This window comes from Dyadobacter jejuensis, from assembly GCF_003149085.1.
In the GTDB taxonomy this organism is placed as follows: Bacteria; Bacteroidota; Bacteroidia; order Cytophagales; family Spirosomataceae; genus Dyadobacter; species Dyadobacter jejuensis.
Map to the genome: position 1 here is coordinate 447001 of NZ_QGDT01000003.1, position 22696 is coordinate 469696.

The 22696-nt window shown below is 43.3% G+C and carries 19 protein-coding genes; 13 read left to right on the top strand and 6 right to left on the bottom strand.

Translation table 11 applies throughout. The features are described 5' to 3' along the window. Positions 1–95: 95 nt before the first annotated feature. Both pyrG and nspC read right to left on the bottom strand, forming a co-directional pair. Positions 96–1742, bottom strand: a complete 1647-nt coding sequence (gene pyrG / locus CLV98_RS08755; RefSeq protein WP_109673920.1) for a CTP synthase — start codon at positions 1740–1742, stop codon at positions 96–98. A gap of 520 nt (positions 1743–2262) precedes the next feature. Further along, positions 2263–3420, bottom strand: a complete 1158-nt coding sequence (gene nspC / locus CLV98_RS08760; protein ID WP_109673921.1) for a carboxynorspermidine decarboxylase — start codon at positions 3418–3420, stop codon at positions 2263–2265. 129 nt (positions 3421–3549) lie between these two features. On the opposite strand from nspC, the gene CLV98_RS08765 reads away from it, so the two are divergent. The 3 genes from CLV98_RS08765 (at position 3550) to CLV98_RS08775 (ending at position 5704) form a co-directional block, all read left to right on the top strand. Beyond that, positions 3550–4140 (top strand): 3'-5' exonuclease, encoded by a 591-nt coding sequence (locus CLV98_RS08765; RefSeq protein WP_109673922.1) that lies wholly within the window; start codon positions 3550–3552, stop codon positions 4138–4140. Further along, positions 4133–5026, top strand: coding sequence for a bestrophin family protein (locus tag CLV98_RS08770; RefSeq protein ID WP_109673923.1), 894 nt, complete (start codon positions 4133–4135; stop codon positions 5024–5026). Before CLV98_RS08765 ends, CLV98_RS08770 begins: the two co-directional genes overlap by 8 nt. 261 nt (positions 5027–5287) lie before the next feature. After that, the gene (locus CLV98_RS08775; RefSeq protein ID WP_109673924.1) at positions 5288–5704 is read left to right on the top strand and encodes a hypothetical protein; all 417 of its coding nucleotides are present in this window, start codon (positions 5288–5290) and stop codon (positions 5702–5704) included. Positions 5705–5776: 72 nt separating this feature from the next. On the opposite strand, the gene CLV98_RS08780 is transcribed toward CLV98_RS08775, so the two are convergent. Beyond that, positions 5777–6400, bottom strand: a complete 624-nt coding sequence (locus tag CLV98_RS08780; protein ID WP_109673925.1) for a DUF6134 family protein — start codon at positions 6398–6400, stop codon at positions 5777–5779. 448 nt (positions 6401–6848) lie between these two features. Here CLV98_RS08780 and CLV98_RS08785 point away from each other — a divergent pair, with 448 nt between their 5' ends. Further along, a complete protein-coding gene (locus CLV98_RS08785; protein ID WP_109673926.1) occupies positions 6849–8018 on the top strand; it encodes an MFS transporter in 1170 nt (389 codons plus the stop codon). Between the two features lie 14 nt (positions 8019–8032). Here CLV98_RS08785 and CLV98_RS08790 read toward each other — a convergent pair whose 3' ends face one another. Next, a complete protein-coding gene (locus tag CLV98_RS08790) occupies positions 8033–8965 on the bottom strand; it encodes a sugar phosphate isomerase/epimerase family protein (RefSeq protein WP_109673927.1) in 933 nt (310 codons plus the stop codon). Between the two features lie 270 nt (positions 8966–9235). On the opposite strand from CLV98_RS08790, the gene CLV98_RS08795 reads away from it, so the two are divergent. The 6 genes from CLV98_RS08795 (at position 9236) to CLV98_RS08820 (ending at position 15232) form a co-directional block, all read left to right on the top strand. Continuing rightward, positions 9236–10708 (top strand): HsdM family class I SAM-dependent methyltransferase, encoded by a 1473-nt coding sequence (locus CLV98_RS08795; RefSeq protein WP_109673928.1) that lies wholly within the window; start codon positions 9236–9238, stop codon positions 10706–10708. Between the two features lie 15 nt (positions 10709–10723). Then, positions 10724–11962 carry an MFS transporter gene (locus CLV98_RS08800; protein ID WP_109673929.1) on the top strand — a complete coding sequence of 413 codons (1239 nt, stop codon included), beginning with the start codon at positions 10724–10726 and terminating at the stop codon, positions 11960–11962. 256 nt (positions 11963–12218) lie between these two features. Continuing rightward, positions 12219–12983: a ParA family protein gene (locus CLV98_RS08805; RefSeq protein ID WP_109673930.1), complete on the top strand. Its 765-nt coding sequence runs from the start codon at positions 12219–12221 to the stop codon at positions 12981–12983. Between the two features lie 4 nt (positions 12984–12987). After that, positions 12988–13290, top strand: a complete 303-nt coding sequence (locus CLV98_RS08810) for a hypothetical protein (protein WP_109673931.1) — start codon at positions 12988–12990, stop codon at positions 13288–13290. A 379-nt stretch (positions 13291–13669) separates the two neighbouring features. Beyond that, positions 13670–14461, top strand: a complete 792-nt coding sequence (locus tag CLV98_RS08815; protein ID WP_109673932.1) for a 5'-methylthioadenosine/adenosylhomocysteine nucleosidase — start codon at positions 13670–13672, stop codon at positions 14459–14461. A gap of 39 nt (positions 14462–14500) precedes the next feature. Next, positions 14501–15232 (top strand): 3-keto-disaccharide hydrolase, encoded by a 732-nt coding sequence (locus tag CLV98_RS08820; protein ID WP_374755182.1) that lies wholly within the window; start codon positions 14501–14503, stop codon positions 15230–15232. 4 nt (positions 15233–15236) lie between these two features. Here CLV98_RS08820 and CLV98_RS08825 read toward each other — a convergent pair whose 3' ends face one another. Then, positions 15237–16157, bottom strand: a complete 921-nt coding sequence (locus CLV98_RS08825; RefSeq protein ID WP_229203276.1) for a sugar phosphate isomerase/epimerase family protein — start codon at positions 16155–16157, stop codon at positions 15237–15239. Positions 16158–16340: 183 nt separating this feature from the next. Here CLV98_RS08825 and lspA point away from each other — a divergent pair, with 183 nt between their 5' ends. After that, the gene (gene lspA / locus CLV98_RS08830; protein WP_109673933.1) at positions 16341–16841 is read left to right on the top strand and encodes a signal peptidase II; all 501 of its coding nucleotides are present in this window, start codon (positions 16341–16343) and stop codon (positions 16839–16841) included. An 80-nt stretch (positions 16842–16921) separates the two neighbouring features. Here the strand turns inward: lspA and CLV98_RS08835 are convergent, their stop codons facing one another. Beyond that, positions 16922–19186 (bottom strand): aconitate hydratase, encoded by a 2265-nt coding sequence (locus CLV98_RS08835; RefSeq protein WP_109673934.1) that lies wholly within the window; start codon positions 19184–19186, stop codon positions 16922–16924. Positions 19187–19490: 304 nt separating this feature from the next. Here CLV98_RS08835 and topA point away from each other — a divergent pair, with 304 nt between their 5' ends. Both topA and CLV98_RS08845 read left to right on the top strand, forming a co-directional pair. Further along, entirely contained in the window at positions 19491–21878 is a 2388-nt protein-coding gene (gene topA, locus CLV98_RS08840) for a type I DNA topoisomerase (RefSeq protein ID WP_109673935.1), read from the top strand. 73 nt (positions 21879–21951) lie between these two features. Continuing rightward, a complete protein-coding gene (locus CLV98_RS08845) occupies positions 21952–22635 on the top strand; it encodes an SIR2 family NAD-dependent protein deacylase (protein WP_109673936.1) in 684 nt (227 codons plus the stop codon). The last annotated feature ends 61 nt before the right edge of the window (positions 22636–22696 follow it).

Here is a 22696-nt window from a genome sequence, read left to right on the forward strand (position 1 = left end):
AACTTTAATTATAATAATAAAACCCTTTTTTGGGATACCAAAGGTAGTAAGTTTTTCCCGAAAGGGCTTTTTAAACATGATAATCGGTAAGGCATTTAAGCCTTTTGTAAGGTCTTATTCAGAGAAAACTCAAGAGCTGCCTTCACAAATTTAACAAAAAGTGGATGCGGGTTCATGACGGTACTCTTCAACTCTGGGTGGAATTGAACGCCCATATAGAACGGATGCGACACCAATTCTACAATTTCAACCAATTGATTCTCCGGGTTGATACCTGAGGCCAATAACCCTTTGCTTTCAAAGTCTTTGATGTACTTGTTATTGAATTCATAGCGATGGCGATGGCGCTCGCTAATGTTAATTTTCCCATATATCTTATGCGCCAAACTATCCTTTTTCAACTTACAAGGATAAGCTCCAAGGCGCATGGTACCTCCTTTATTGGATATGTCCTTCTGATCTTCCATCAAATGGATGACAGGGAATTCGGTATTCCGATCCATTTCTATGGAATGAGCGTCGGTCCATCCCAACACGTTTCGCGCATATTCGATAACGGCCATTTGCATTCCCAAACAAATCCCCAAGAACGGAATATTGTTTTCCCGAACGAACCGAATGGCCGTGATTTTTCCTTCGGTACCACGCTCGCCAAAACCTGGAGCGACCAATACACCGTCTAAATCGACCAATTTATCGATGGCATTTTCAGGTGTTAAGCTTTCCGAATGAATCCATTCGAGCTCCACTTTACATTCATTGGCCGCACCGGCATGAATAAAAGATTCAATAATAGACTTATAAGCGTCGTGTAACTCTACATATTTACCAACCAAACCAATTTTGATCGTGCTTGTAGGGTTTTTCAGGCGCTTCAAAAACTGTTTCCAAGAGGTCAAATCGACATCCTTATCATTATAGATATTCATCATATATAATACACGCTGATCCAAACGCTCGGAAAGCATCAACAACGGAACGGCATATATGGTATCGGCATCTATAGATTCTATCACTGAGTTGACTTGGACATTACAGAACAAGGCAATTTTGCGACGTATGTCGAGAGGGATGGGGTGTTCGGAACGACAAACGAGTATATCGGGCTGAATACCTGACTCTTGTAACATCCGAACCGAGTGCTGGGTAGGCTTTGTTTTCAACTCACCTGCCGACTTCAGGTAAGGTATCAGGGTCAAATGGATGATCAAGGTGTCCTTCTCTTCCATTTCGAACTTTATCTGCCTTACCGCTTCCAGGAAAGGCAAAGATTCGATATCCCCTACACAGCCACCTATTTCGGTAATGACGATGTCGTATTTACCCGATTGTCCTAACAGCAGCATATTCCGCTTCAACTCGTCGGTAATATGTGGGACAACTTGTACTGTTTTACCTAAAAAATCACCTCTGCGCTCGGCAGTAATGACATTATGGTAGATTCTACCGGTAGTAACATTATTGGATTGGGAGGTACTTACGTTCAAAAATCTTTCATAATGACCCAAGTCCAGATCCGTCTCGGCACCATCGTCTGTCACATAGCACTCACCGTGCTCATATGGATTCATGGTTCCCGGATCTATATTGAGGTAGGGATCAAATTTTTGAATGGTTACTGAAAGGCCTCTAGCCTGAAGAAGTTTTGCCAGAGAGGATGCAATGATACCTTTACCTAATGAAGATGTAACACCGCCCGTAACGAAAATGTACTTAGCGGTCTTTAATGCTTTGGAAGCCATGAGACGTTGCTTTTTTTCTATGATTACGGGATACAAAGTTACAGATTAATCCATGCCTATTTCAATCTTGTCAAACAATTATTTTAACCCCAAAGTTAACAGCTTGCTAATCTTGCCGATTAGCTCAAAAAATAAAAAAGTCCAGTATCCACCTCAAACTTTACAAATTTTTAACCGAAACAGAATATAGTTTCAACTGAAATCGTAAGCGCAAAATTATCTGTTAGACTAATAGCCTATAACCAGACAAAAAAGCAGTAATTGTCAAAAACTAGATAATCTTAAGCAAAAATTGGACACCCAGGTATCACCTTAATAATATGCAATTAATGCATTTAATAAATCAATCCCATCGGAACCTTCTGGCACGATAGAAGTCGGTGTTCTCGACAACAATACGCAGCAACCCTCCCTTCGTATGGGATAGGAGGTGCTGTGACACATCCTATAATGAATGGAAATGCTGACTTGAGAAACGGAAATCCACTTCCCAAGTCAGCTTAGCTCCGACTAATACCGATTATGACAGACGATCCTTGAAGGACTCGTAACCAAAACTTCTGAGCACCTCAAATTCCCCATCGGATTTGACTACACCGATCGAAGGCAAATTAACCCCATTGAAGGTGGTGGTTTTCACCATGGTATAATGCATCATATCCTCGAAGACGACGATCTGGCCCGGTTCTAACGGTTTATCGAAGGAGTAGTCACCAATAAAATCACCAGCCAGGCAGGTCATCCCACCCATTCGATAGGTAGGCTTGCCAGCAACGGGCTCCTGATAAGCCCCCTTTATAACTGGCTTATAGGGCATCTCGAGGGTATCTGGCATATGAGCGGCAAACGATGTATCTAAGATGGCTACTTCTACCCCTTGGCTGTCCATGGTATCGAGAACCGTAGTTACCAAATCGCCCGTACGCCAAGCAATCGCCGACCCAGGTTCCAGGATCACCTCTAGATTATACTTTTCCCGTATCCCTTTTACCAAGTCGATCAGTTTCTGGGTATCATATCCTTCACGGGTCATCAAATGCCCACCTCCCATATTCAGCCATTTGGCCTGATGCAACAAATCGCCAAATTTTTCTTCAACAGCCACTAAGGTCCTTTCCAGGGTATCGGCACCATTCTCGCATAAAGTATGGAAATGCAGCCCTTCGATACCCTCAGGAAGTGTATCGGGTAGCTTGTCGCGGGTAACCCCTAGCCTAGAACCTGGCACGCAAGGATTGTACATATCCGTGGATACCTCCGAGTATTGTGGGTTGATCCGGATGCCAAAAGAAAGTGGCTGGTCGGGATTATGTTTTTTAAATGTGGCGATAGCCCCTTCAAATATTTGGTACTGGCTCAACGAATTGAAAGTAATATGACTGCTCCTTAACAAGACCTCCCCAAACTCCTGCTCCAAATAAGCGGGCATGTACGTATGCGCGGGGCGTTGCATGTATTCGTTAATCAGCTTGATCTCATTCAAAGAGCTCGCAGTGGCCCCATCCAAATATTCATTGACAATCGGAAAAGCCTTGTACATCGAAAAGCCCTTTAAGGCCAGAATAATCTTGCAACCCGCCTGTTTTTGAACACTGTCGATCAATGATAGATTCTTCCTTAATAGCTCCTCCTGGAGCACAAAACATGGAGAGGGTATATTTTTATAATCTATGGACATATAAATATTGGATAATCGAAATTAAAAATGTTTCCAAAAAGATAGTTTTCTATTTTTGTCGACAAAAATAAGCATAGACCGTGCCAATTGTCTACACTTTATATATAAATCCTTTTAAATACCAACGTTATGCCCTTTCTCGTATTAGACATAGAAATGACGGGTCCAGAACCTGGCTGGAATGAAATCATTCAATTGGGAGCCGAACTATTCGATGATCAATGGAACTCGTTAAGTACTTACCTGACAAATGTCTACCCCGAGAACGAAGAATCATTTTCCAGCCGTTCAGAGCAAATCCATGGCCTATCGATGGAGGACCTTGAGGAGGCTCCGATGATCTATGAAGTGATTCCGGAATTCGAAAACTGGATCAAAAAACATAATGGAAATCGACCCAATTTGTCGAGTATCATCATTTGTGGGCAAAGTGTAATTAACGACATCAACTTTTTGCGCCATGCCTATAGCCACGAAAAAATGCGTTGGCCCTTCTCTAACAAGCTGATAGACCTCCATACTGTGTCCTACATGTTTTTTCAGGTCCTTCAAAAGAATGGTCAGACCGTTCCTCGGTCCCTGAGTCTCGCCTCAGTAGCTGCTTATTTTGGATTCGAACGAGAGGGCGATCAACATAATGCCCTAGAAGATGCGCAACTTACAGCACTTTGTTTCAAGGCCTTTTTCAAACTTATCGACCGCCTCAAACTAAATGATTGATTATAACCCAAAGGACTGGTTTAAGTATATCTTCTACTTCCAAAAAGCGGATACCGTCCGCATTCTAACGCCACTTATCCTAACGATAGGTCTGTATTCGGCAGCCATTGCCTATTTTATTCTCGAATACCTTGCCTTAGGAGACAATAACGACCTAAAAAACATATCTTTAATGCACAGCCTTTTGGGGTTTGTAATTTCTATGTTATTGGTCTTCAGAACCAACACAGCCTATGATCGCTGGTGGGAAGGCCGGAAGCAATGGGGTAGTATGATGAATATTTCGAGGAATTTGGCCATAAAATTCAACGCCCTTCTACCCCAGGACGCTATCGCCGATCGGCAGTTTTTTAAGGCCATGATTCCTAATTATACTCATGCGCTAAAAAACCATTTAAGGTCTCGGTTTAACCCTCAAGAATTTAAAGACACCCCCGATTTCACTGTAAAAGACCTTCAACAGCAGCATCATATCCCTAATCAGATTGCCAGTGCCATGATCCAACGGGTTTACAGCCTTCAAAAAAAAGGGATTCTGATACCAGAACACCTCCTGTTGTTAAATACCGAATTAGAATCGTTTACTAATATATGTGGGGCCTGCGAAAGGATTAAGAATACCCCTATCCCGCTTTCCTATAGTTCTTTTATTAAAAAGTTTATTTTTATCTATTGTGTCACCCTTCCCATCGGATATGTCTTTAGCCTTCATTGGTGGATAATCCCTTTTGTGATGTTTATCTTTTATATTCTGGCCAGCTTAGAAGTGATAGCCGAAGAAATAGAGGACCCCTTTGGCGAGGACTCCAACGACCTTCCCATCGACAGAATCTGCAAAGGAACCCTTGCAGCGGCCGAGGAATTGATAAAAATTGACATTAAATAGACTTTTTTTAAATATTTTTTCAGATGTACCCTAAAGGCTGTTTTGGTCACTTTTTTGCTTTTTTAACATATACAGGCCTATTTGTAACCATATAAATCTTTAAAATTCAATTTTCAGGCAAAAACACCTTTAAAATCGACCCTGAATCACCTAAAATCGCAGTTTTTTAGTCAAGTGTAGCAGACCCAAATGGCATTATTTTTTTTCGTTTATTGCAGTACAAGTTGATTTAATCAGTAACGAATCAAACGAATAAACGAAATGAAAAAACAGACGTATTTAGCAGCCCTGGTTCTTGGAACTGGTATATTATTAGCCAACATTGCAATGGCTCAGAGTCAAGTAGACTCAGGCATTTCCACGCATAATTATAAACATCCAAATAAAGCCGCTAAGGCTAAAGTGAATCAGGCGACCACGGTGAATGTGGCCACCTTTAAAACCATAGAACGTTATGGAAAGGCCGGAGCCAATAAATCGGCAGTCTCCTCGACACCAAAATATGCTCCTCAACCAAAGGCTCTCGTGGTATTAAGATCCTACGAACCAACCAAGTTGTTGCTCAATCCCTTGCAATCGGATGGGCATTATAAAACTCAAATTTCTAATCAAAAATCGAATGACACCAGCATAGCCGACAGTAATGATGCGGCTCATAGCTATCCGAATGTCGATTAAAGTAGAAATTGCAACCAAATAAAAGAGGCTCCGGTGATTCGGAGCCTCTTTTGGTTATGGGCATAGCTGGCGTTACATCTGCTTTTTGCCCTGGGAAGGCACCACCTTCAGCTGAAAGCCAATCATTTCAGTTTCCATTTCAATAAACTGCCCGGAGCGGTACGAGAAAATATTTAATTTACCATCCGGCATAGTAACGGCGTATTGCTGTTTACTTAAGGGAACAATGGAACAAAATTCGGCAAAACGCTCAGAATACACCTGCTTTAAACCTACCGGCTCCTGGTAGTACAAATTAGTAATGGTATTATAAATAGGCTTTACGATTTGCCGGGTATCCTTTTTGGAGCCATCCGCATTAAAAAAAAGTATATCATAAGTTTTATTAATGGTATACTTTGTAACCGTTTTTTCCTTCATCTCCCCATTCAAACTATGAATAGAGGTAGAATGCAGCAACAGACCATTGGCATAGGCACTCCTATTTGAATACTTTCCTTCCTGAAACAAAAATTTGAATTCCGATTCTACACGCTGAAACCTTCGGTTTAGGTTGGTGTCCATCGGAAAGACGGTCAATTGCCCTACGTTTTTACCACCCACCTGCACGGTAAAGAATCTTTCTTGCGCATAGCCTTCAACAGTTTGAACTTCCAATAATCCAAGCAATAAAAAAGCTTTAATTAATACTCGCATATACTTCTATTATTTAATCTAGATGACAGTTCTCCCCATCCTAGAACAAAACGAACAACCCACCCTATCCTACATAAATATTATTCCAGCAACACGTTTCTCCCCAAACTACAAGTTAAGCTTTATTGCCCAAAGAAATAAACTATATATGCCCCTTACCCATGCTACCTATCCACTATAGTGATACATTTCAATAATTGGTAGGGATACCTGAGGCACTCCATTCACGCTTTAATACAATAACTTTATTAATATGCAAGATTTCTTTTAAAATATTCCCAATATTAATAAAGTACAAACATTGGAAATTAAATACTGCAAATTATAGTTATATTTGCAGCAATAAAAGACTGAAAACAGAATACCTATTATAAAAACAGGTACTTGGCCCAGTTGAAGAATATATATAAAATACAATTATAGAACTCATAAAGTACAAGAAGGATATATGAATATTTCAATAAACAATACCACCCATTTCAAACGTTCTTTAAAATGGGCGGTAGCAGCCTTCTTTTTTGTTCAAGGGTTAAGCTTTGCCGCTTGGGCGAGCCGTATACCCGACATCAAAAATATGCTTCACCTGTCTGAAGGTGGTCTAGGAACCGTTTTGCTGGCCCTACCTCTGGGCCTACTGGCAAGCCTACCGATTTCGGGCTGGATGGTTACCCGCTACGGTAGCCAAAGAATGGTCTTTATTGGGGCCCTATTTTATGCTATTACCTTGACCTGTATAGGTCTTGTATCGTCAACGTTACAGCTGGTGGTCACCTTATTCATCTTTGGGCTTTGGGGCAACTTGACCAATATTGCCGTTAACACCCAAGCCGTGGAGGTAGAGCAATCCCTTGGAAAGTCAATTATGGCATCCTTCCATGGCCTATGGAGCCTGGCCGGCTTTATTAGTGCCAGTATCGGTTCGGCCTTTATATCATGGCAAATCCCCCCCTCCGTCCATTTTATATTTATTGCGATTGCGGCCATAGCAATTATCCTGATCGCCAACCGGCATAGCTTCCCCGATCAAGGAAGCAAGAAGAGTGGAGCAAAACAACCATCCTTATGGGTGAAACCCGACAAGGAGCTCCTCATCCTTGGATTAATAGGTTTTTGCGCCATGGTATGTGAAGGCGCTATGTTCGACTGGAGCGGGGTGTATTTCCAAGAGGTGGTGGAAGCCCCTACCGACCTTACTACCTTAGGTTATGTAGCCTTTATGGCCACCATGACGGGCGGACGATTCGCTGGCGATTGGCTTGCTAATAGACTAGGAAGAACCAAGATCATTAAAATCAGCGGTTTACTAATGGGATCTGGACTGATCATAGCCATCATTTTTCCTTATATCGAAACGGCCACCTTCGGGTTTTTACTCGTAGGGCTAGGGGTATCTTCTGTAGTTCCTCTAGTATACGGAGCTACCGGCCGATCGAAAAGTCTATCAGCCGGTATGGCCCTCGCTGCCGTATCCTCCATTAGCTTTGTTGGTTTCTTAATAGGCCCACCCCTTATTGGAATAGTCGCACAGTACTCTAGCTTAAGTTGGTCTTTTCTAATCGTTGCCATCCTAGCTTCCTGTGCATCCCTACTGGCCAGCAAGTCCAAACTCATCGCCTAAAGGAGGCGATGAACCTAGCAATCCGAATCCCCTAAAAATTGTCGCACATAATTCCTACTCGTTAGAATCGCCGTTCTTACATCTTCCAAATTACTCTCATAGGCCTTATCCTCAACCTCTATCACAACAGGGCCGCGATACCGGACATCGGTCAAGGCCGCAAAGAATGAACGCCAATTCACATCCCCCAAACCAGGTAGCTTAGGAGAATGGTACTCCAGTGGATTAGCCATTATCCCTACCCTGTCGAGCTTTTCCTTATACACCTTGGCGTCTTTTAAATGAATATGGTGCAACCTTTCCTTGTAGGCATAGATAGGCTTGACTTCGTCCATCATTTGCCAAATCATATGCGATGGGTCGTAATTTAACCCAAAGATCGGACTGGGAATAATTTCGAACATCCTGTCCCATACTGCAGGACTAATAGCCAGATTTTTACCTCCAGGCCATTCATCATCTGTAAAAAACATGGGACAATTCTCAATGGCCAATTTTACATTGCACTCCTCAGCGACCTTTACCACCCCAGGCCATACATCGGCAAATACCCGCAAATTTTCCTGTATTCCCCGAGACGGATCCCTTCCAATAAAGGTTGTTACAGTAGGTATATTCAACTTGGCAGCCGCCCGTATGACCGTTTTGAGGTGTTCAACATAAAATTCTGACTTTAATGGGTCGGGGTCTAAGGGATTGGGATAGTAACCGAGGGCCGAAATAAAGACTTTGGTCTCCTCCAAAGTGAAACGAATCTCGGCCATCTTCTTTTTCGACAAATCGGTAACATCTATGTGCGACACGCCAGCATAGCGCCGCTGATCGGCATTGTCGACGGGCCAACACATTACCTCAACACAAGAAAACCCATGATTATTGGCAAACTGGAGTATGTGTTCTAAACCAAAATCGGCAAGTATGGCACTATTAAATCCTAATTGTAACATTTTCTGAAGTCTATTTTATACCGTTTCAAATTCTAAGACCATTGGCCCTCTCTTAATAATGTTCAATTTAAACCTATATTTCCAAAGAAAAAAGACCTATATCCGTCAATTCTAGAAGGCTCCTCACCTACCTGAATTGATATGGCTTGACTTAGCAGCCGCCCACCTCTAAGGGCATACCATAGGAAAAGCGAAATTTCGGCCATTTGTTATTATATTGCGCTTCTTTATAGCTTTATACTACTTTTTGCCTTGTGGCCTCGGGCTGACATGACTTCCCAAAAATCAACTTGTAAGAAATTAGGCCAATTTTATACTCCCGACCATATAGTAGACAAAATCTTGACGGACAGCGGTGTTTTTTGGGCCGACTCCCATAAACTTATCCTGGACCCAGCCTGTGGGGATGGTCGTTTCTTGATCCCTATTGTTAAAAATTTACTATTAACCTCACCCCCAAAAACAATACCCCTCCTGCTCCAAAGTATTCATGGCTGGGATATTGACCCGGATGCCATTGCCTCTTGCAGGCTGAATCTGGATAAATTAATTGAACCTTATCACCTAGCCGTCGATTGGAATCTTAGCGTTGGCGATGCATTAGAAGCTCCCGATAAAGGCCTTCGATTCGATTATATTATCGGAAACCCGCCGTATGTTCGGGTACAAAACCTATCGGCCAGTCAAAAAAAGACTATTCGGAGCTTTTCCTTATGCCAATCTGGATCCACTGATCTTTATATAGCCTTCTTTGAGTTAGCCATGCGCCTACTTACTGAATCGGGGACTTGTACTTATATTACCCCAAATGCTTATTTCAAGAACGATTCGGGAAAAAAATTGCGCAATTATTTTGTCCAGACCAAATGCCTGTCTAAAATTACCGATTATGGATCTATCAAATTATTTAAGAACGCCAACGTGTTTACGGCCATCACCACATTTGGAAGACAGGCCCAAAGGAATTTTACTTATGAATATCTCAAGACCCCCTTTCAGATAGCGACCAAATCGATCAACTTCGCCAGCTTAGATCCATTAAAACCATGGAGCCTCGACTCGGCACCCCTTCCAGCGGCCCCAAAGGGAATACGCCTTGGAGAAATATGTACCATTTCGGCAGGGATTACGACCCTTTCAAATGAACTTTACATTGTAAAGGTCCTGGATATAGCGGGTCATCTGGCTATGGTAGAGAATGGTCTGGGGCAAAGAATTGCCATAGAAAAACGGCTCATTAGGCCTATCATCAAGGCCTCACAGCTTAAAACTGATCGAGACCCTATAGCTGAATCCATCATTTTCCCCTATGAGGCCGACCCGTCAGGCAAACAGCGGATAATACCGGAATGGAAATTGAAAAGTGAGCTCCCATTTACTTACAATTACTTTTGCAACAACCGTAGCACCCTGATAAGCCGGGACAATGGCAAAACCAATAAGGTAGCCTGGTATGCTTTCGGGCGCTCACAGGCTTTAAATACCTCTTTTGGAAAAAAAATCATATTTGCACCACTCAATATCCGCCCTAATTTCATCTTGCATCACCGTCCCGAGTGCACCCTTTATTCTGGCTATTTTATTAAGAGCAGTAGACCCTACGATGCGCTACTAAAAGAACTGAACTCAGCAAGGATGCAGGAGTATATCGATCTAAGAGCTCCTAAATACCAAGGGGGCTACAGGGGGTATTCTAAACGAATTCTGGAAGATTTTATCATCAGCAATCCAGACTTATTATAATCCATAAAACCATTTATGAAATCAAGCAGCAGCAATTCTTTTAGCCGATACCAGATATTCGTTATCGCAATACTGGCATTTTTACAATTTACGATCGTGCTCGACTTCATGGTACTTTCGCCATTGGGGGCCATTTTATTGTCCGAACTCTCCATCTCTACTGCCGAATTTGGCTTGGTGGTGTCGGCTTATGCCTTCAGCGCCGGGGCTTCTGGCCTTCTCTCCGCGGGATTTGCCGACAAATTTGACCGGAAACGAATATTATTATTCTTTTATACGGGTTTCGTCGCAGGCACTGTACTTTGTGCGTTAGCACCTGATTATTCATTTCTACTTTTCGCCCGCATCGTCACCGGACTCTTTGGGGGCGTCATTGGCTCCATCAGCTTCGCTATCGTCACCGACCTTTTTCCACTAGAAAAACGAGGCAGGGTGATGGGATTCGTACAAATGGCCTTCGCATTAAGTCAAGTATTGGGTATCCCTGTGGGGTTATATCTAGCCACTAAGTGGAATTGGCACACCCCTTTTCAGATGATCGCGGCTATCAGTGTAGTAGTCGGACTTATAATCTATCTGAAATTGAAGGCTATCGATGAGCATTTGAAAAATCCAAAAGAAGGAAATGCTTGGCAACATCTTAAAGGAATACTATCCAATGGTTTTTATTTGAGAGGCTTCGCTGCCACTACGCTCCTGGCCACCGGGGGCTTTATGCTGATGCCGTTTGGGAGTGCATATGGTGTTCATAACCTTGGCATTCCTTTAACCAAACTCCCTCTATTGTATATGATTACGGGAGTCTGTATGCTCATTTTCAGTCCGTTGATTGGCACACTCAGCGACAAAACGGGGAAATTTAGGATGTTTGTCATTGGCTCCATTATTACCAGTATCATGACCCTAATCTATTGCAACCTTTCCGAAACCCCCTTCTGGATCATTATCATTCTAAATGTCTTACTCTTTGTGGGTATTTCTGGGCGCATGATATCGGCATCGGCACTGATGACCGCCGTACCGTCGGCCCAAGATCGGGGCGGGTTTATGGGCATCAATTCGTCGGTCCAACAAATATCGGGAGGAATTGCTTCCTTGGCAGCCGGTATGATCGTCTCGGAAAGCCCAGAGGGTAAAATAGAACATTACCCAACTCTAGGGATTGTGGTGGTAGTGGCGGTAGTGGCCACTATTTGGCTGATGCACATCATCCATAAAAGACTGCTCAAACACGGCCTTTTAGAACAAGGATAAAATCCGCAGGTTGATCTGTCAGGTGTCACCCCCTAGGGCTTAAACCATAAAAAGCTGAATACCTGATAGATAACCTGAACAATCCAAAAATAGACATCAATACTTTTATTATTAATTAAAAGTTTATTACTTTTATGGCGGTTTAAAACTTTTACGGCTTTTTATTTAAATAGAATAGTTGTATTAATATTTTATGTTTATTTACATTTTATTAAGGTAGTAATCATAGACCATTTTATACATATAATACTTTTAAATGAAGATCCTGAGTATTGTTAACAACAAAGGAGGAGTAGGCAAGACCACTTCTGCCCAAAGTATTGCCGCTGGTTTGTCAAAATTCGCCAACGCCAGGGTACTGGTGATCGACTTGGATGCCCAGGCTAGTATGACCAAAAGTTTCGGTATAACGCATGCCGGACTAAAAAAAGATAGCGGCTCATTTATAACTGGGGAGCATGAGTTCGATGAGATCGTTCAAAGGGTAGGCAGTATAGATATACTTCCAGGATCGGCCGAAATGATCCATAGGGAAGACACTATAAAGTCAGCCCCTATCTTCCCATTTAACTTAAAGATCGCCCTAGAAAAGGTAAAGGATCAATACGATTTTGTGGTGATCGACTGCCCCCCCGCCCTCTACGGCAATACCCGATTGGCATTGGTTTCGTGTCACCAGTATTACGTGCCCTTGCAAGCCGAATTTTTGAGCTACGAGGGTTTGAGAAATTTCCTGGTCTATTCGGCAGAAATAAAGAAAATAAGCCCTGGCACCAATCTTGGGGGTGTATTCGCCACGAGATATAACCCCAAAATAAGAAAGAAAATAAGCCACGAACTCATTGCTGCCACCCGCGAACAACTCGGTGAGGTCTTTATGGAGTCCTATATTCGCGATAATATCGCCTTGTCGGAAGCGCAGGCCAGTGGACAAACCATCTTCGACTATGCCCCTAATAGTAATGGAGCCGAGGATTATTATAAATTAACGAAAGAGATTTTAGAACGAATTAACAACTGACACTATGGCTAAAGAAAGGAAATTTGATTTTGCACCACTTCCCCTTATTGTTGATGCGGAAGAAGAAGCGTCCGAAACCAATGAACCTGTCGTACCAGTAGACGGTCCCCCCACTAAAGTCACATTTGAATGCGAATACGCTTTGATGGAGCAAATGAAGGACTATGGGTATTGGGAAGGTCTCACACAAAAAGATATAATACTTGAGTCACTAAAGTTGTATTTTCAAGACAAAGAAATACGACCAAGACCAGAAAAAATTCGGCAGAGACCCAAGGTAGGACGAAAACCAAAGTCGACGCTCTGATCTTTAGCATCGAATAATAACGAATAAGAGTAATCGGGTGGTTACTCTTATTTTTTTGAGCCTAGTTCTCAAATAAAACGACGGCCTAACCACTCATAACCCATTCATTCTAAAAGGATTCTTTCGAATAAGCGGATTCCAACCTCTAATAACCCTCAAAAAAGAACCTCCTTCCGCATATAAAATAAGTAAATATAAGTAACTTGCGATATAATGTATTTTACTAATTACAGCTTATATAAAACTAGAAACACATCCTTGGAAACCAGTACTTATTCCATGATATAGTCCGAATCATTATATTTTCATTGTACAAAAAGTTACCTTTATTGCCCGATACGCAATAATATGCAAACCATTCCTCAACAGAATTAAGTAAATGCAAAATAAAATAATTGGCATAATGAGTGCTATGCCAGAAGAACTAGAAGGATTAGAGTCGCTCATACTAAATAAGAAGAAGACAGTAATAGGCATGAGAACCTATTACGAAGGGGAGATCAACGGTATTAAGATGGTGATGGTTTTTTCGCGCTGGGGAAAAGTAGCGGCGGCGACCACAGCAACTACGTTATTTCTAAAATTTGGGATCACGGAACTCATTTTTACTGGGGTAGCAGGTGCTATACAAAACAAACTTAATATAGGAGATATCGTATTGGGCACTCATTTTATTCAACACGATATGGATGCGCGCCCATTTATCAAACAATTTGAATTGCCCTTATTGAACATTTCTTATATCGAGAGTCCAGAAGAAAAAATAGATCAAGCTACCTCAGCCGTTCAAAATTTATTGGACGCTTCCTATCTGGAGAGGCTACTTGGAAATACGCATATGGCAGCATTCAATATCTCTCAACCCAGGCTGTATGCAGGATTTATAGCCAGTGGAGATAAGTTCATTTCGACCGAAGCCGATAGAACGACCCTAAACAACACCCTGCCGGCGGTTCTTTGCGTAGAAATGGAAGGAGCGGCTGTAGCGCAGGTCTGTTATGAAAATAAAATACCTTTTATAATATTCCGGACCATTTCTGACAATGCCAACGAATCTGCCCCGATCGATTTTCAGCAGTTTGTTAAAAACGTAGCACAGAAATATAGTTTTGAATTTATTAACCGTTTATTCAAGGGAATCTCGTCCGAAAACACCGATCAAAAATACTAAACCCTGCCCAGTTATGCGGCCATTCCAATCCCTATCTTTATGATGAAAGCAACTATCTGGAACCTTGTAACCAAGTCCGCGCTATTTTCCCTACTTATAGGTCTAGGAATCTTTATGGCAGCGGCACCCACCCAAGCTCAGAAATCGGGTGTCAAATTATTTAATGGGAAAAATTTACAAGGCTGGCATTGGGATGTACCCGCAATAGACAAAGACAAAAACACACGGATCCCATTTCTGGTGAGAGACGGAAATCTAGTAAGCCTAGGCACCCCTGGGGGCCACCTCATCACCGACAAGTCGTACGAGAACTTTAAACTCAGCTTTAGTTACCGCTTTGTAGGAAAACCTGGCAACTGTGGAGTGTTGGTATTTGCTTCCACACCTCGAGCCCTATACGATATGTTCCCCAAATCGATTGAGGTTCAGATGATGCATGAAAATGCGGGTGATTTTTGGTGCATACAAGAGGATATCACCGTGCCCGATATGGAAGCGCGCCGAGGTCCTAAGGACCAATGGGGAGTAAGCGAAGGAAAGCTAAGAAGAATCCCAAACTTAACTGATGGTACCGAGAAGCCCTTGGGCCAATGGAATGAATACCGGATCGAATGCCTTAATAATAGCATCAAGGTGTGGCTCAATGGGGTAATGGTCAATTATGGTTATAATGCCACGGCTTCGAAAGGACAAATCGCCTTGCAAAGTGAGGGGGCCGAAGTCGAGTTCAAAAACATCACCTTACAGTCCATCACCCAACTATCCAAATAGGCGTTTAGACAGACTCACTTAAGGCTACTACCTGCTTCATTTTGGCTAGGCCCGTCTTCGCTACCAATAAGGCGTCCTGCCCGTAATAGGTCTTGTTGAACACTTCAAATGATAATATTACTGGATTTTCGGGATGAGTAAGGTCACGGAGCAATTGGGGCAAAGGAGCCACGCCATCACCGGCATACAATCGATCGGCATCTTTGATGTCGGCCGGCCCCGGTTGGGAGGGATAATCGTTGATATGAAAAATTTCTATTAATGAGGGACCCACATTGCGGACACTATCCATCCCCGATCCACCCTTATGCAAATGATACACGTCCATTAATAAACGGGCAGATGGATGACTAGCCTCAGAGGCTACGTAGAGCAATGGCCCTACCCTACTCAAATTTTTGGCAAAGCCCCACAATTCTAACTGGGGCACAACACCAGTTTGGTCCCCAAGCTCCAATATAGCCCGGTAACGCTCCGACACCCGGTCGAGATTGAGCACTTCCCCTTCCACGGCACCAGCAGGAGGCGCGGCAATACGACGACAACCGATCGCGGCCAATTGGTCCATTTCCAATTTCAGTTGCATCATTCCTTTCTGGCGTTGAGCGGGGTCATCGACAATCCAATTGGCAAAGCCGATGGCGTTTTCAACAGTAAGTCCCAAATCTTGAATGATATGCTTAGCATCGTCAAGGGAATGTCCCGATTGTAAAAACTTTTGGAAAGTATCGACCCATATTTCGACCGAAGTGTAACCCGCCTTCGCCGCAACTTCCAATTCTTTTCTGAACCCTAGTCCATGACCTCGAAGGGTCGACATATTCAGGGAGTATTTAAAACTTTGTTTGCTGACCTTTTCTGGATAGAGATGTACCCCTGCACCAGTGAGTAAAATGGAGCCTATGGCTTTACGACGATTCATCATTCATGACATTGTTATACTATCTAAAGCCACCCAAGACTCTTATTTAACCCTATGTTTTCAAATATTAGTAAAATAAAATTCGAAACCTTCACCATTGTAAAGAAAGAAACCAATTTCTTTGCACCCGGCAATCTATGAAATCCACAGCAGATAACAAACCAACATCCCAACCCTGATAGCTAGATGAAAAAATCCGATTTTCAGAATATAGGAATAATAATCCTGCTACTCGTCAATTTGAGTTGCGACCAAATCTCTAAAGAATTAGCACGAAACAGCATCGACGATCATGAAATAATACCGGTAATCGAACAGTATTTTACTTTAACCAAGGTAGAGAACACCGGGGCCTTTTTGAGCATGGGCAGTGAGCTGCCACAACAGGTAAAAAATATTGTGCTGTCTATCGTTCCTTTGCTCACCCTTATATTTGGAGTCTTCTACCTTTTCAGGAATACCAGCTTAAGTATGCTGAGTAAAATTGCCTTGTCTACTGCCATAGGGGGTGGTTTTGGCAATATTTATGATCGATTGTTCCGGGGTTCCGTAACCGACTTTATGCATTTAAATTTTGGCTTCATCCAATCCGGGATCTTCAACATGGCAGATGTCTCTATTATGATTGGGATGATCCTTTTCATTGTGCAATCAATATTCCCCTCAAAAACCCCATTACAACCTTAAATTTATTTCATAAAAAGTAAAACGGAACGAATCCTACTGGACCCGTTCCGTTTTTATTTCCCTACAGTCGGAGGCTCAAATTAGGCGATCGACTTGCGGATGATGTTCAGGGCAGAACCGGCCTTAAACCATTCTACTTGCTGTGCATTATAAGTATGGTTAACAGTAATCGATTCTGAAGTACCATCCTCATGATTCAAGACGATCGTCAGAGGAGTACCCTCAGCAAAGCTTTCTAAACCAACAATATCAATGCTATCATTTTCTTGAATTTTATCGTAATCCGCTGGATTATCGAATGTTAAGGCTAGCATGCCTTGTTTTTTCAAGTTGGTTTCGTGAATACGAGCGAAAGACTTCACCAAAATAGCACGAACTCCCAAGAACCGAGGTTCCATGGCCGCATGCTCACGTGAAGAGCCTTCCCCATAATTTTCATCTCCTACTACGATAGTCCCTACACCTTTCGCCTTATAATCGCGTTGAACGGCAGGAACCTCACCGTATTCTCCCGACAGCTGATTTTTAACGGTATTCGTTTTTTCATTATAGAAGTTAACCGCACCAATCAACATATTATTTGAAATATTGTCGAGGTGACCACGGTATTTCAACCAAGGACCAGCCATAGAAATATGGTCCGTCGTACATTTCCCCTTCGCTTTTATGAGAAGCTTAAGACCTTTTAGGTCGGTACCTTCCCACTCCTTGAACGGCTCCAATAATTGTAGACGATCGGAAGTAGGGCTAACCTTAACCTGCACTTGGCTACCATCTTCGGCAGGAGCTTGGTATCCGGCATCTTCTACTGCAAAGCCTTTGGTAGGCAACTCAAGGCCTGTAGGCTCGTCCAACATCACCTCTTGTCCGTCGGTATTTACAAGCTTATCGGTGCGAGGGTCGAAAGTAAGACGACCTGCAATAGCCAAAGCGGTAACAATTTCGGGAGATGCTACAAATGAGTGCGTATTCGGGTTCCCGTCGGCACGCTTAGAGAAGTTACGGTTAAAGGAGGTGATAATTGAGTTTTTCTCTCCTTTTTCGGCTCCATGACGTGCCCACTGTCCAATACAGGGTCCACAGGCATTGGCCAATACGACTCCACCAATTTTGGCGAAAGTATCTAGGAAACCATCCCTAGCTACTGTAAACCGTACCTGCTCAGAGCCAGGGGTAATGGTATATTCGGAAGTCACCTTCAACTTTTTCACTACTGCTTGCTCGGCCAGAGAGGCAGCACGGCTGATATCTTCGTAAGAAGAGTTAGTACAAGAGCCTATAAGTCCTACAGACAATACTTCAGGCCATCCATTTTCTTTTACGGCCGTAGCGAATTTGGACAGAGGCCAAGCTAAGTCTGGAGTAAATGGACCATTTACATGGGGTTCCAAAGTAGAAAGGTCCAATTCTAATAATTGGTCGTAATACTGAGAAGGATCGGCTAACACTTCGTCGTCGGCACGTAATAGGTGTGCTACGGCGTCAGCGGCGTCAGCCACGTCGGCACGGTCGGTAGCACGAAGGTAATCGGCACTCTTACCATCATAAGCAAAGATGGAAGTAGTAGCTCCAATTTCAGCACCCATGTTACAGATAGTACCTTTTCCAGTTGCGGAAAGGCTTTCTGCTCCTTCGCCAAAGTATTCTACAATGGCTCCAGTACCTCCTTTAACAGTTAGTTGACCGGCAACCCAAAGAATTACATCTTTGGCCGCTGCCCAGCCGCTAAGCTTACCCGTTAGCTTAACACCAATCAATTTTGGCATTTTAAGCTCCCAGGCCAAGCCCGACATTACATCACTAGCATCGGCTCCACCTACACCAATCGCCACCATACCTAATCCACCGGCATTTGGAGTATGCGAATCGGTACCGATCATCATACCACCAGGGAAGGCATAGTTTTCAAGAACTACTTGGTGAATAATACCAGCTCCGGCCTTCCAGAAGCCTAGGCCATATTTATCAGAAACGGATGATAAGAAATCATACACTTCCTTGTTTTTGTTAACGGCGTTTTTCAAATCCTGCGCGGCACCTACCTCAGCCTGAATCAGGTGATCGCAGTGTACCGTAGACGGTACTGCAACCTGTGGCCGGCCAGCCTGCATAAATTGCAAAAGGGCCATTTGCGCAGTAGCGTCTTGCATGGCTACCCGGTCAGGGGCAAAGTCTACATAAGACTTCCCTCTTGAGTATTCCTGGCTAGGAGTTCCTTCCCATAAGTGGGAGTATAATATCTTTTCTGCTAAAGTTAAGGGACGGCCAGTTACTTTGCGGGCAACTTCCACTCTTTCTTGCATGCGGGCATATACGCCCTTAATCATGTCTAAGTCAAAAGCCATAGTAAAAAAATCAGTATTGAAATTATCTGTTGTCTATTAATCATGCGAAACTACAAAATTCCAGAATATTAAAGGTTCTTCTGTCATTTTTTCGTTTTATTTAGCATCATTATATACTAAAATTAAATGAATCAGCCCTCAATTCCTATTCTAAATCACTAATTTCAAAGCCATTTAGGGTCCAGAAAAAGGCAACAAACAGATTTTTTTGAACCAATGAATTTAGAGGAGCTTTGATTTTCTGCATAATTCTAACCTATATTTGAACTCGAAAACAGCCATATCGAAAACTAAATCCAAAATTATGTCAAAAAATCTGGTGATCGTGGAGTCACCGGCGAAGGCCAAAACAATAGAAAATTATTTAGGAGCGGACTTCATTGTCAAATCGAGTTTCGGTCACGTAAGAGACCTACCCGAACACGATATGGGCATCGATGTCGAGAACAATTTTCAACCTTCGTACGAAATTTCATCTGACAAAGTAAAGGTAATTACTGAACTTAAGAAATTGGCAAAAGGAGCAGAAGTTTGGCTGGCAACGGATGATGACCGTGAAGGAGAGGCCATATCTTGGCACTTAAAAGAAGCCTTAGGGCTGCCCGATACCACCAAAAGAATTGTGTTTAGGGAAATTACCAAAACTGCTTTGCAGAATGCCATACTTAAGCCCAGAAATATTGACGTAGACTTGGTGGATGCCCAACAAGCACGGCGGATCTTAGACCGCCTTGTAGGATATGAGCTATCTCCTGTACTTTGGAAAAAAATACGACTTGGCAATCTCTCAGCTGGTAGGGTTCAATCGGTAGCCGTACGGATTATTGTAGATCGAGAAAGGGAAATAGAAGCCTTCCAAACCAAGGGAAGCTTTAAGGTGTCGGCACGGTTCGACCTTGGGAAGGGCAAAGTCCTGCAAGCCGAATTGGCTAAAAACCTAGCGACAGAAGAACTTGCAAACGCCTTCCTGGAAAAATGCCTTCAAGCGGTGTTTTCAATTAAAAATCTGGAAACAAAGCCGGCGAAAAAAAGCCCAGCAGCGCCCTTTACCACTTCTACCTTGCAGCAAGAGGCCTCCAGAAAATTAGGCTTTTCGGTGGCCCAGACCATGACCATTGCGCAACGATTGTATGAAGCGGGTAAAATATCCTATATGCGTACCGACTCGACAAATCTGTCGGAAGAGGCGGTCAATAAGGCACAAAACCAAATCATATCGGAATACGGAAAGGTATACTTTACCAAAAGAGTTTTTAAGACCAAATCTGACTCCGCACAAGAGGCTCACGAAGCCATACGTCCTACCGATTTCTCGACTACAAAGGGCAGTGGGGAGCGTAATGAGCAAAGGCTCTACGAGCTGATCTGGAAGCGAGCCATTGCATCTCAAATGTCGGATGCCCAATTGGAAAGAACCACCGCAACCATCGGAATCTCAACCACTCCAGAAAACTTGGTAGCACATGGTGAGGTAATCAAATTTGAAGGGTTTTTGAAGGTCTATTTGGAGTCGAGTGACGAAGAAGATGAAGAGCAGAAAGGCATGCTCCCACCCTTACATATCGACCAAATCCTTCAGCTAGACGACCTACGTGCCACCGAACGCTTCACCAGGCATCCTCCTCGCTATACGGAGGCTAGTTTGGTCAAAAAATTAGAAGAAATGGGGATTGGTCGTCCTTCCACATACGCGCCCACTATTTCGACTATTATACGCCGCGCCTATGTGGTGAAAGAGGATAGAGACGGTCACGAGCGTTCCTACAAGGAATTGTGCCTACAGGATGGAAGCGTCAGTAAGGCCATTAAGACAGAAAACCACGGAGCTGAGAAGTCCAAATTATTTCCTACCAGCACAGGAATGGTGGTCAACGACTATCTGGTCAACCATTTCGAGGATATTTTTGATTTTTCTTTTACCGCCAGCGTAGAAAAGGACTTTGATAATATTGCAGAAGGAAAACTCTCCTGGCGCGACATGATCAAGAACTTTTATACTCCCTTTCATAAAAAGCTTAACGAAGTAAAAGAAGAGGCTGTAGATAAGAGCCTTACTTCAAGAGAGCTTGGACAAGACCCCGCCACGGGAAAGAAAGTAAGTGTACGCATTGGAAAATACGGCCCTTACGTTCAAATTGGAGATGTGGAAGACGAGGAAAAACCCAAATTTGCGAGCTTGCTAAAGGGCCAGTTAATGGAAACCATCAAGTTTGAAGAGGCCATGGAACTATTTAAGCTACCTCGTGTAGTGGGTAGCTTTGAAGATGAAGAGTTGACTGTAAATATTGGAAGATTTGGCCCCTATGCCAAGCACCTCACCAAATACTATTCCCTAGCCAAAACCGACGATCCTATGACGGTAACCGAAGCTAGGGTTATCGAAATAATCAAGGAAAAACGCATTATCGAAAGCAACAGACTCATCAAGGAATTTGAGGAAGATGAAGATGCAAAGGTCTTGAATGGCCGTTATGGACCCTATATTGCTTTTGGCAAGAAGAACGTCAAGATCCCTAAAGATGTAGAACCGGCATCGCTCACCTACGAACAGGTGGTAAAGCTTGCGGCCGAAACTCCTGACAAACCTGCTCGCGGTGCTAAAAAAGTAGCGGCCAAAAAGCCTGCTGCTAAAAAAACAACGACTAAAAAGGCTCCGGCCAAGAAAACAGCGGCAAAGAAAACCAAGGAATAATAGTTGAAAACCCATAAGGGATTGAGGGCGGATAGCCCAGGCTCTCATATAGGACGGTAATGGCCAATAGGGTATGAAAAAGTTGATTGTATTGACGGGTGCGGGCATTAGTGCCGAGAGTGGAATCAGCACCTTCCGCGACCAAAACGGACTGTGGGAAAACCACCGTATCGAAGAGGTAGCCACCCCTGAAGCATGGGCTAAGGATCCCGAAAAGGTTCTCAAATTTTATAACCAACGGAGAAAACAAGCCCTGGAGGTAGCGCCCAATGCGGCCCATCGAGCCTTGACCGACCTCGAAAGAGACTATGACCTCGCCGTCATTACCCAGAACATCGATAATTTGCATGAACGTGCCGGGACATCCCGGGTCTTGCATTTACATGGCGAAATATTCAAAGCCAGAAGTACCCAAGACCCACGATTGGTGTATGAGCTAGATGGGTGGGAGCTAAAGCTGGGCGATTGCTGTGCCTTAGGCAGCCAGCTCCGACCCCATATTGTATGGTTTGGGGAAGAAGTTCCGATGATGGACCAAGCCATTGACCTGGTGCAACAAGCCGAGCTATTTGTAATTGTAGGGACTTCTTTGGCCGTATATCCAGCGGCTGGGCTGGTTCAATATGTAGACCCCTCGGTGCCCATTTATGTGATAGACCCACGACAGCCCAATCTTCGACCCACGCCCAATATGAAGTTTATATTAGAAAATGCCAGTACGGGACTTCAGACCCTTAGGAAGCTGATCAATCTATAAAGACTGGCGGACGGTGAGTTAGTGGTTTTGCTAAACGCTCCGCCAAACAAGAAACATAAAA

Excerpts from the sequence above, each read along its gene's own strand:
- pyrG (WP_109673920.1), bottom strand. The coding sequence starts at position 1,742 with ATGGCTTCCAAAGCATTAAAGACCGCTAAGTACATTTTCGTTACGGGC.
- nspC (WP_109673921.1), bottom strand. The coding sequence starts at position 3,420 with ATGTCCATAGATTATAAAAATATACCCTCTCCATGTTTTGTGCTCCAG.
- CLV98_RS08765 (WP_109673922.1), top strand. The coding sequence starts at position 3,550 with ATGCCCTTTCTCGTATTAGACATAGAAATGACGGGTCCAGAACCTGGC.
- CLV98_RS08770 (WP_109673923.1), top strand. The coding sequence starts at position 4,133 with ATGATTGATTATAACCCAAAGGACTGGTTTAAGTATATCTTCTACTTC.
- CLV98_RS08775 (WP_109673924.1), top strand. The coding sequence starts at position 5,288 with ATGAAAAAACAGACGTATTTAGCAGCCCTGGTTCTTGGAACTGGTATA.
- CLV98_RS08780 (WP_109673925.1), bottom strand. The coding sequence starts at position 6,400 with ATGCGAGTATTAATTAAAGCTTTTTTATTGCTTGGATTATTGGAAGTT.
- CLV98_RS08785 (WP_109673926.1), top strand. The coding sequence starts at position 6,849 with ATGAATATTTCAATAAACAATACCACCCATTTCAAACGTTCTTTAAAA.
- CLV98_RS08790 (WP_109673927.1), bottom strand. The coding sequence starts at position 8,965 with ATGTTACAATTAGGATTTAATAGTGCCATACTTGCCGATTTTGGTTTA.
- CLV98_RS08795 (WP_109673928.1), top strand. The coding sequence starts at position 9,236 with ATGACTTCCCAAAAATCAACTTGTAAGAAATTAGGCCAATTTTATACT.
- CLV98_RS08800 (WP_109673929.1), top strand. The coding sequence starts at position 10,724 with ATGAAATCAAGCAGCAGCAATTCTTTTAGCCGATACCAGATATTCGTT.
- CLV98_RS08805 (WP_109673930.1), top strand. The coding sequence starts at position 12,219 with ATGAAGATCCTGAGTATTGTTAACAACAAAGGAGGAGTAGGCAAGACC.
- CLV98_RS08810 (WP_109673931.1), top strand. The coding sequence starts at position 12,988 with ATGGCTAAAGAAAGGAAATTTGATTTTGCACCACTTCCCCTTATTGTT.
- CLV98_RS08815 (WP_109673932.1), top strand. The coding sequence starts at position 13,670 with ATGCAAAATAAAATAATTGGCATAATGAGTGCTATGCCAGAAGAACTA.
- CLV98_RS08820 (WP_374755182.1), top strand. The coding sequence starts at position 14,501 with ATGATGAAAGCAACTATCTGGAACCTTGTAACCAAGTCCGCGCTATTT.
- CLV98_RS08825 (WP_229203276.1), bottom strand. The coding sequence starts at position 16,157 with ATGATGAATCGTCGTAAAGCCATAGGCTCCATTTTACTCACTGGTGCA.
- lspA (WP_109673933.1), top strand. The coding sequence starts at position 16,341 with ATGAAAAAATCCGATTTTCAGAATATAGGAATAATAATCCTGCTACTC.
- CLV98_RS08835 (WP_109673934.1), bottom strand. The coding sequence starts at position 19,186 with ATGGCTTTTGACTTAGACATGATTAAGGGCGTATATGCCCGCATGCAA.
- topA (WP_109673935.1), top strand. The coding sequence starts at position 19,491 with ATGTCAAAAAATCTGGTGATCGTGGAGTCACCGGCGAAGGCCAAAACA.
- CLV98_RS08845 (WP_109673936.1), top strand. The coding sequence starts at position 21,952 with ATGAAAAAGTTGATTGTATTGACGGGTGCGGGCATTAGTGCCGAGAGT.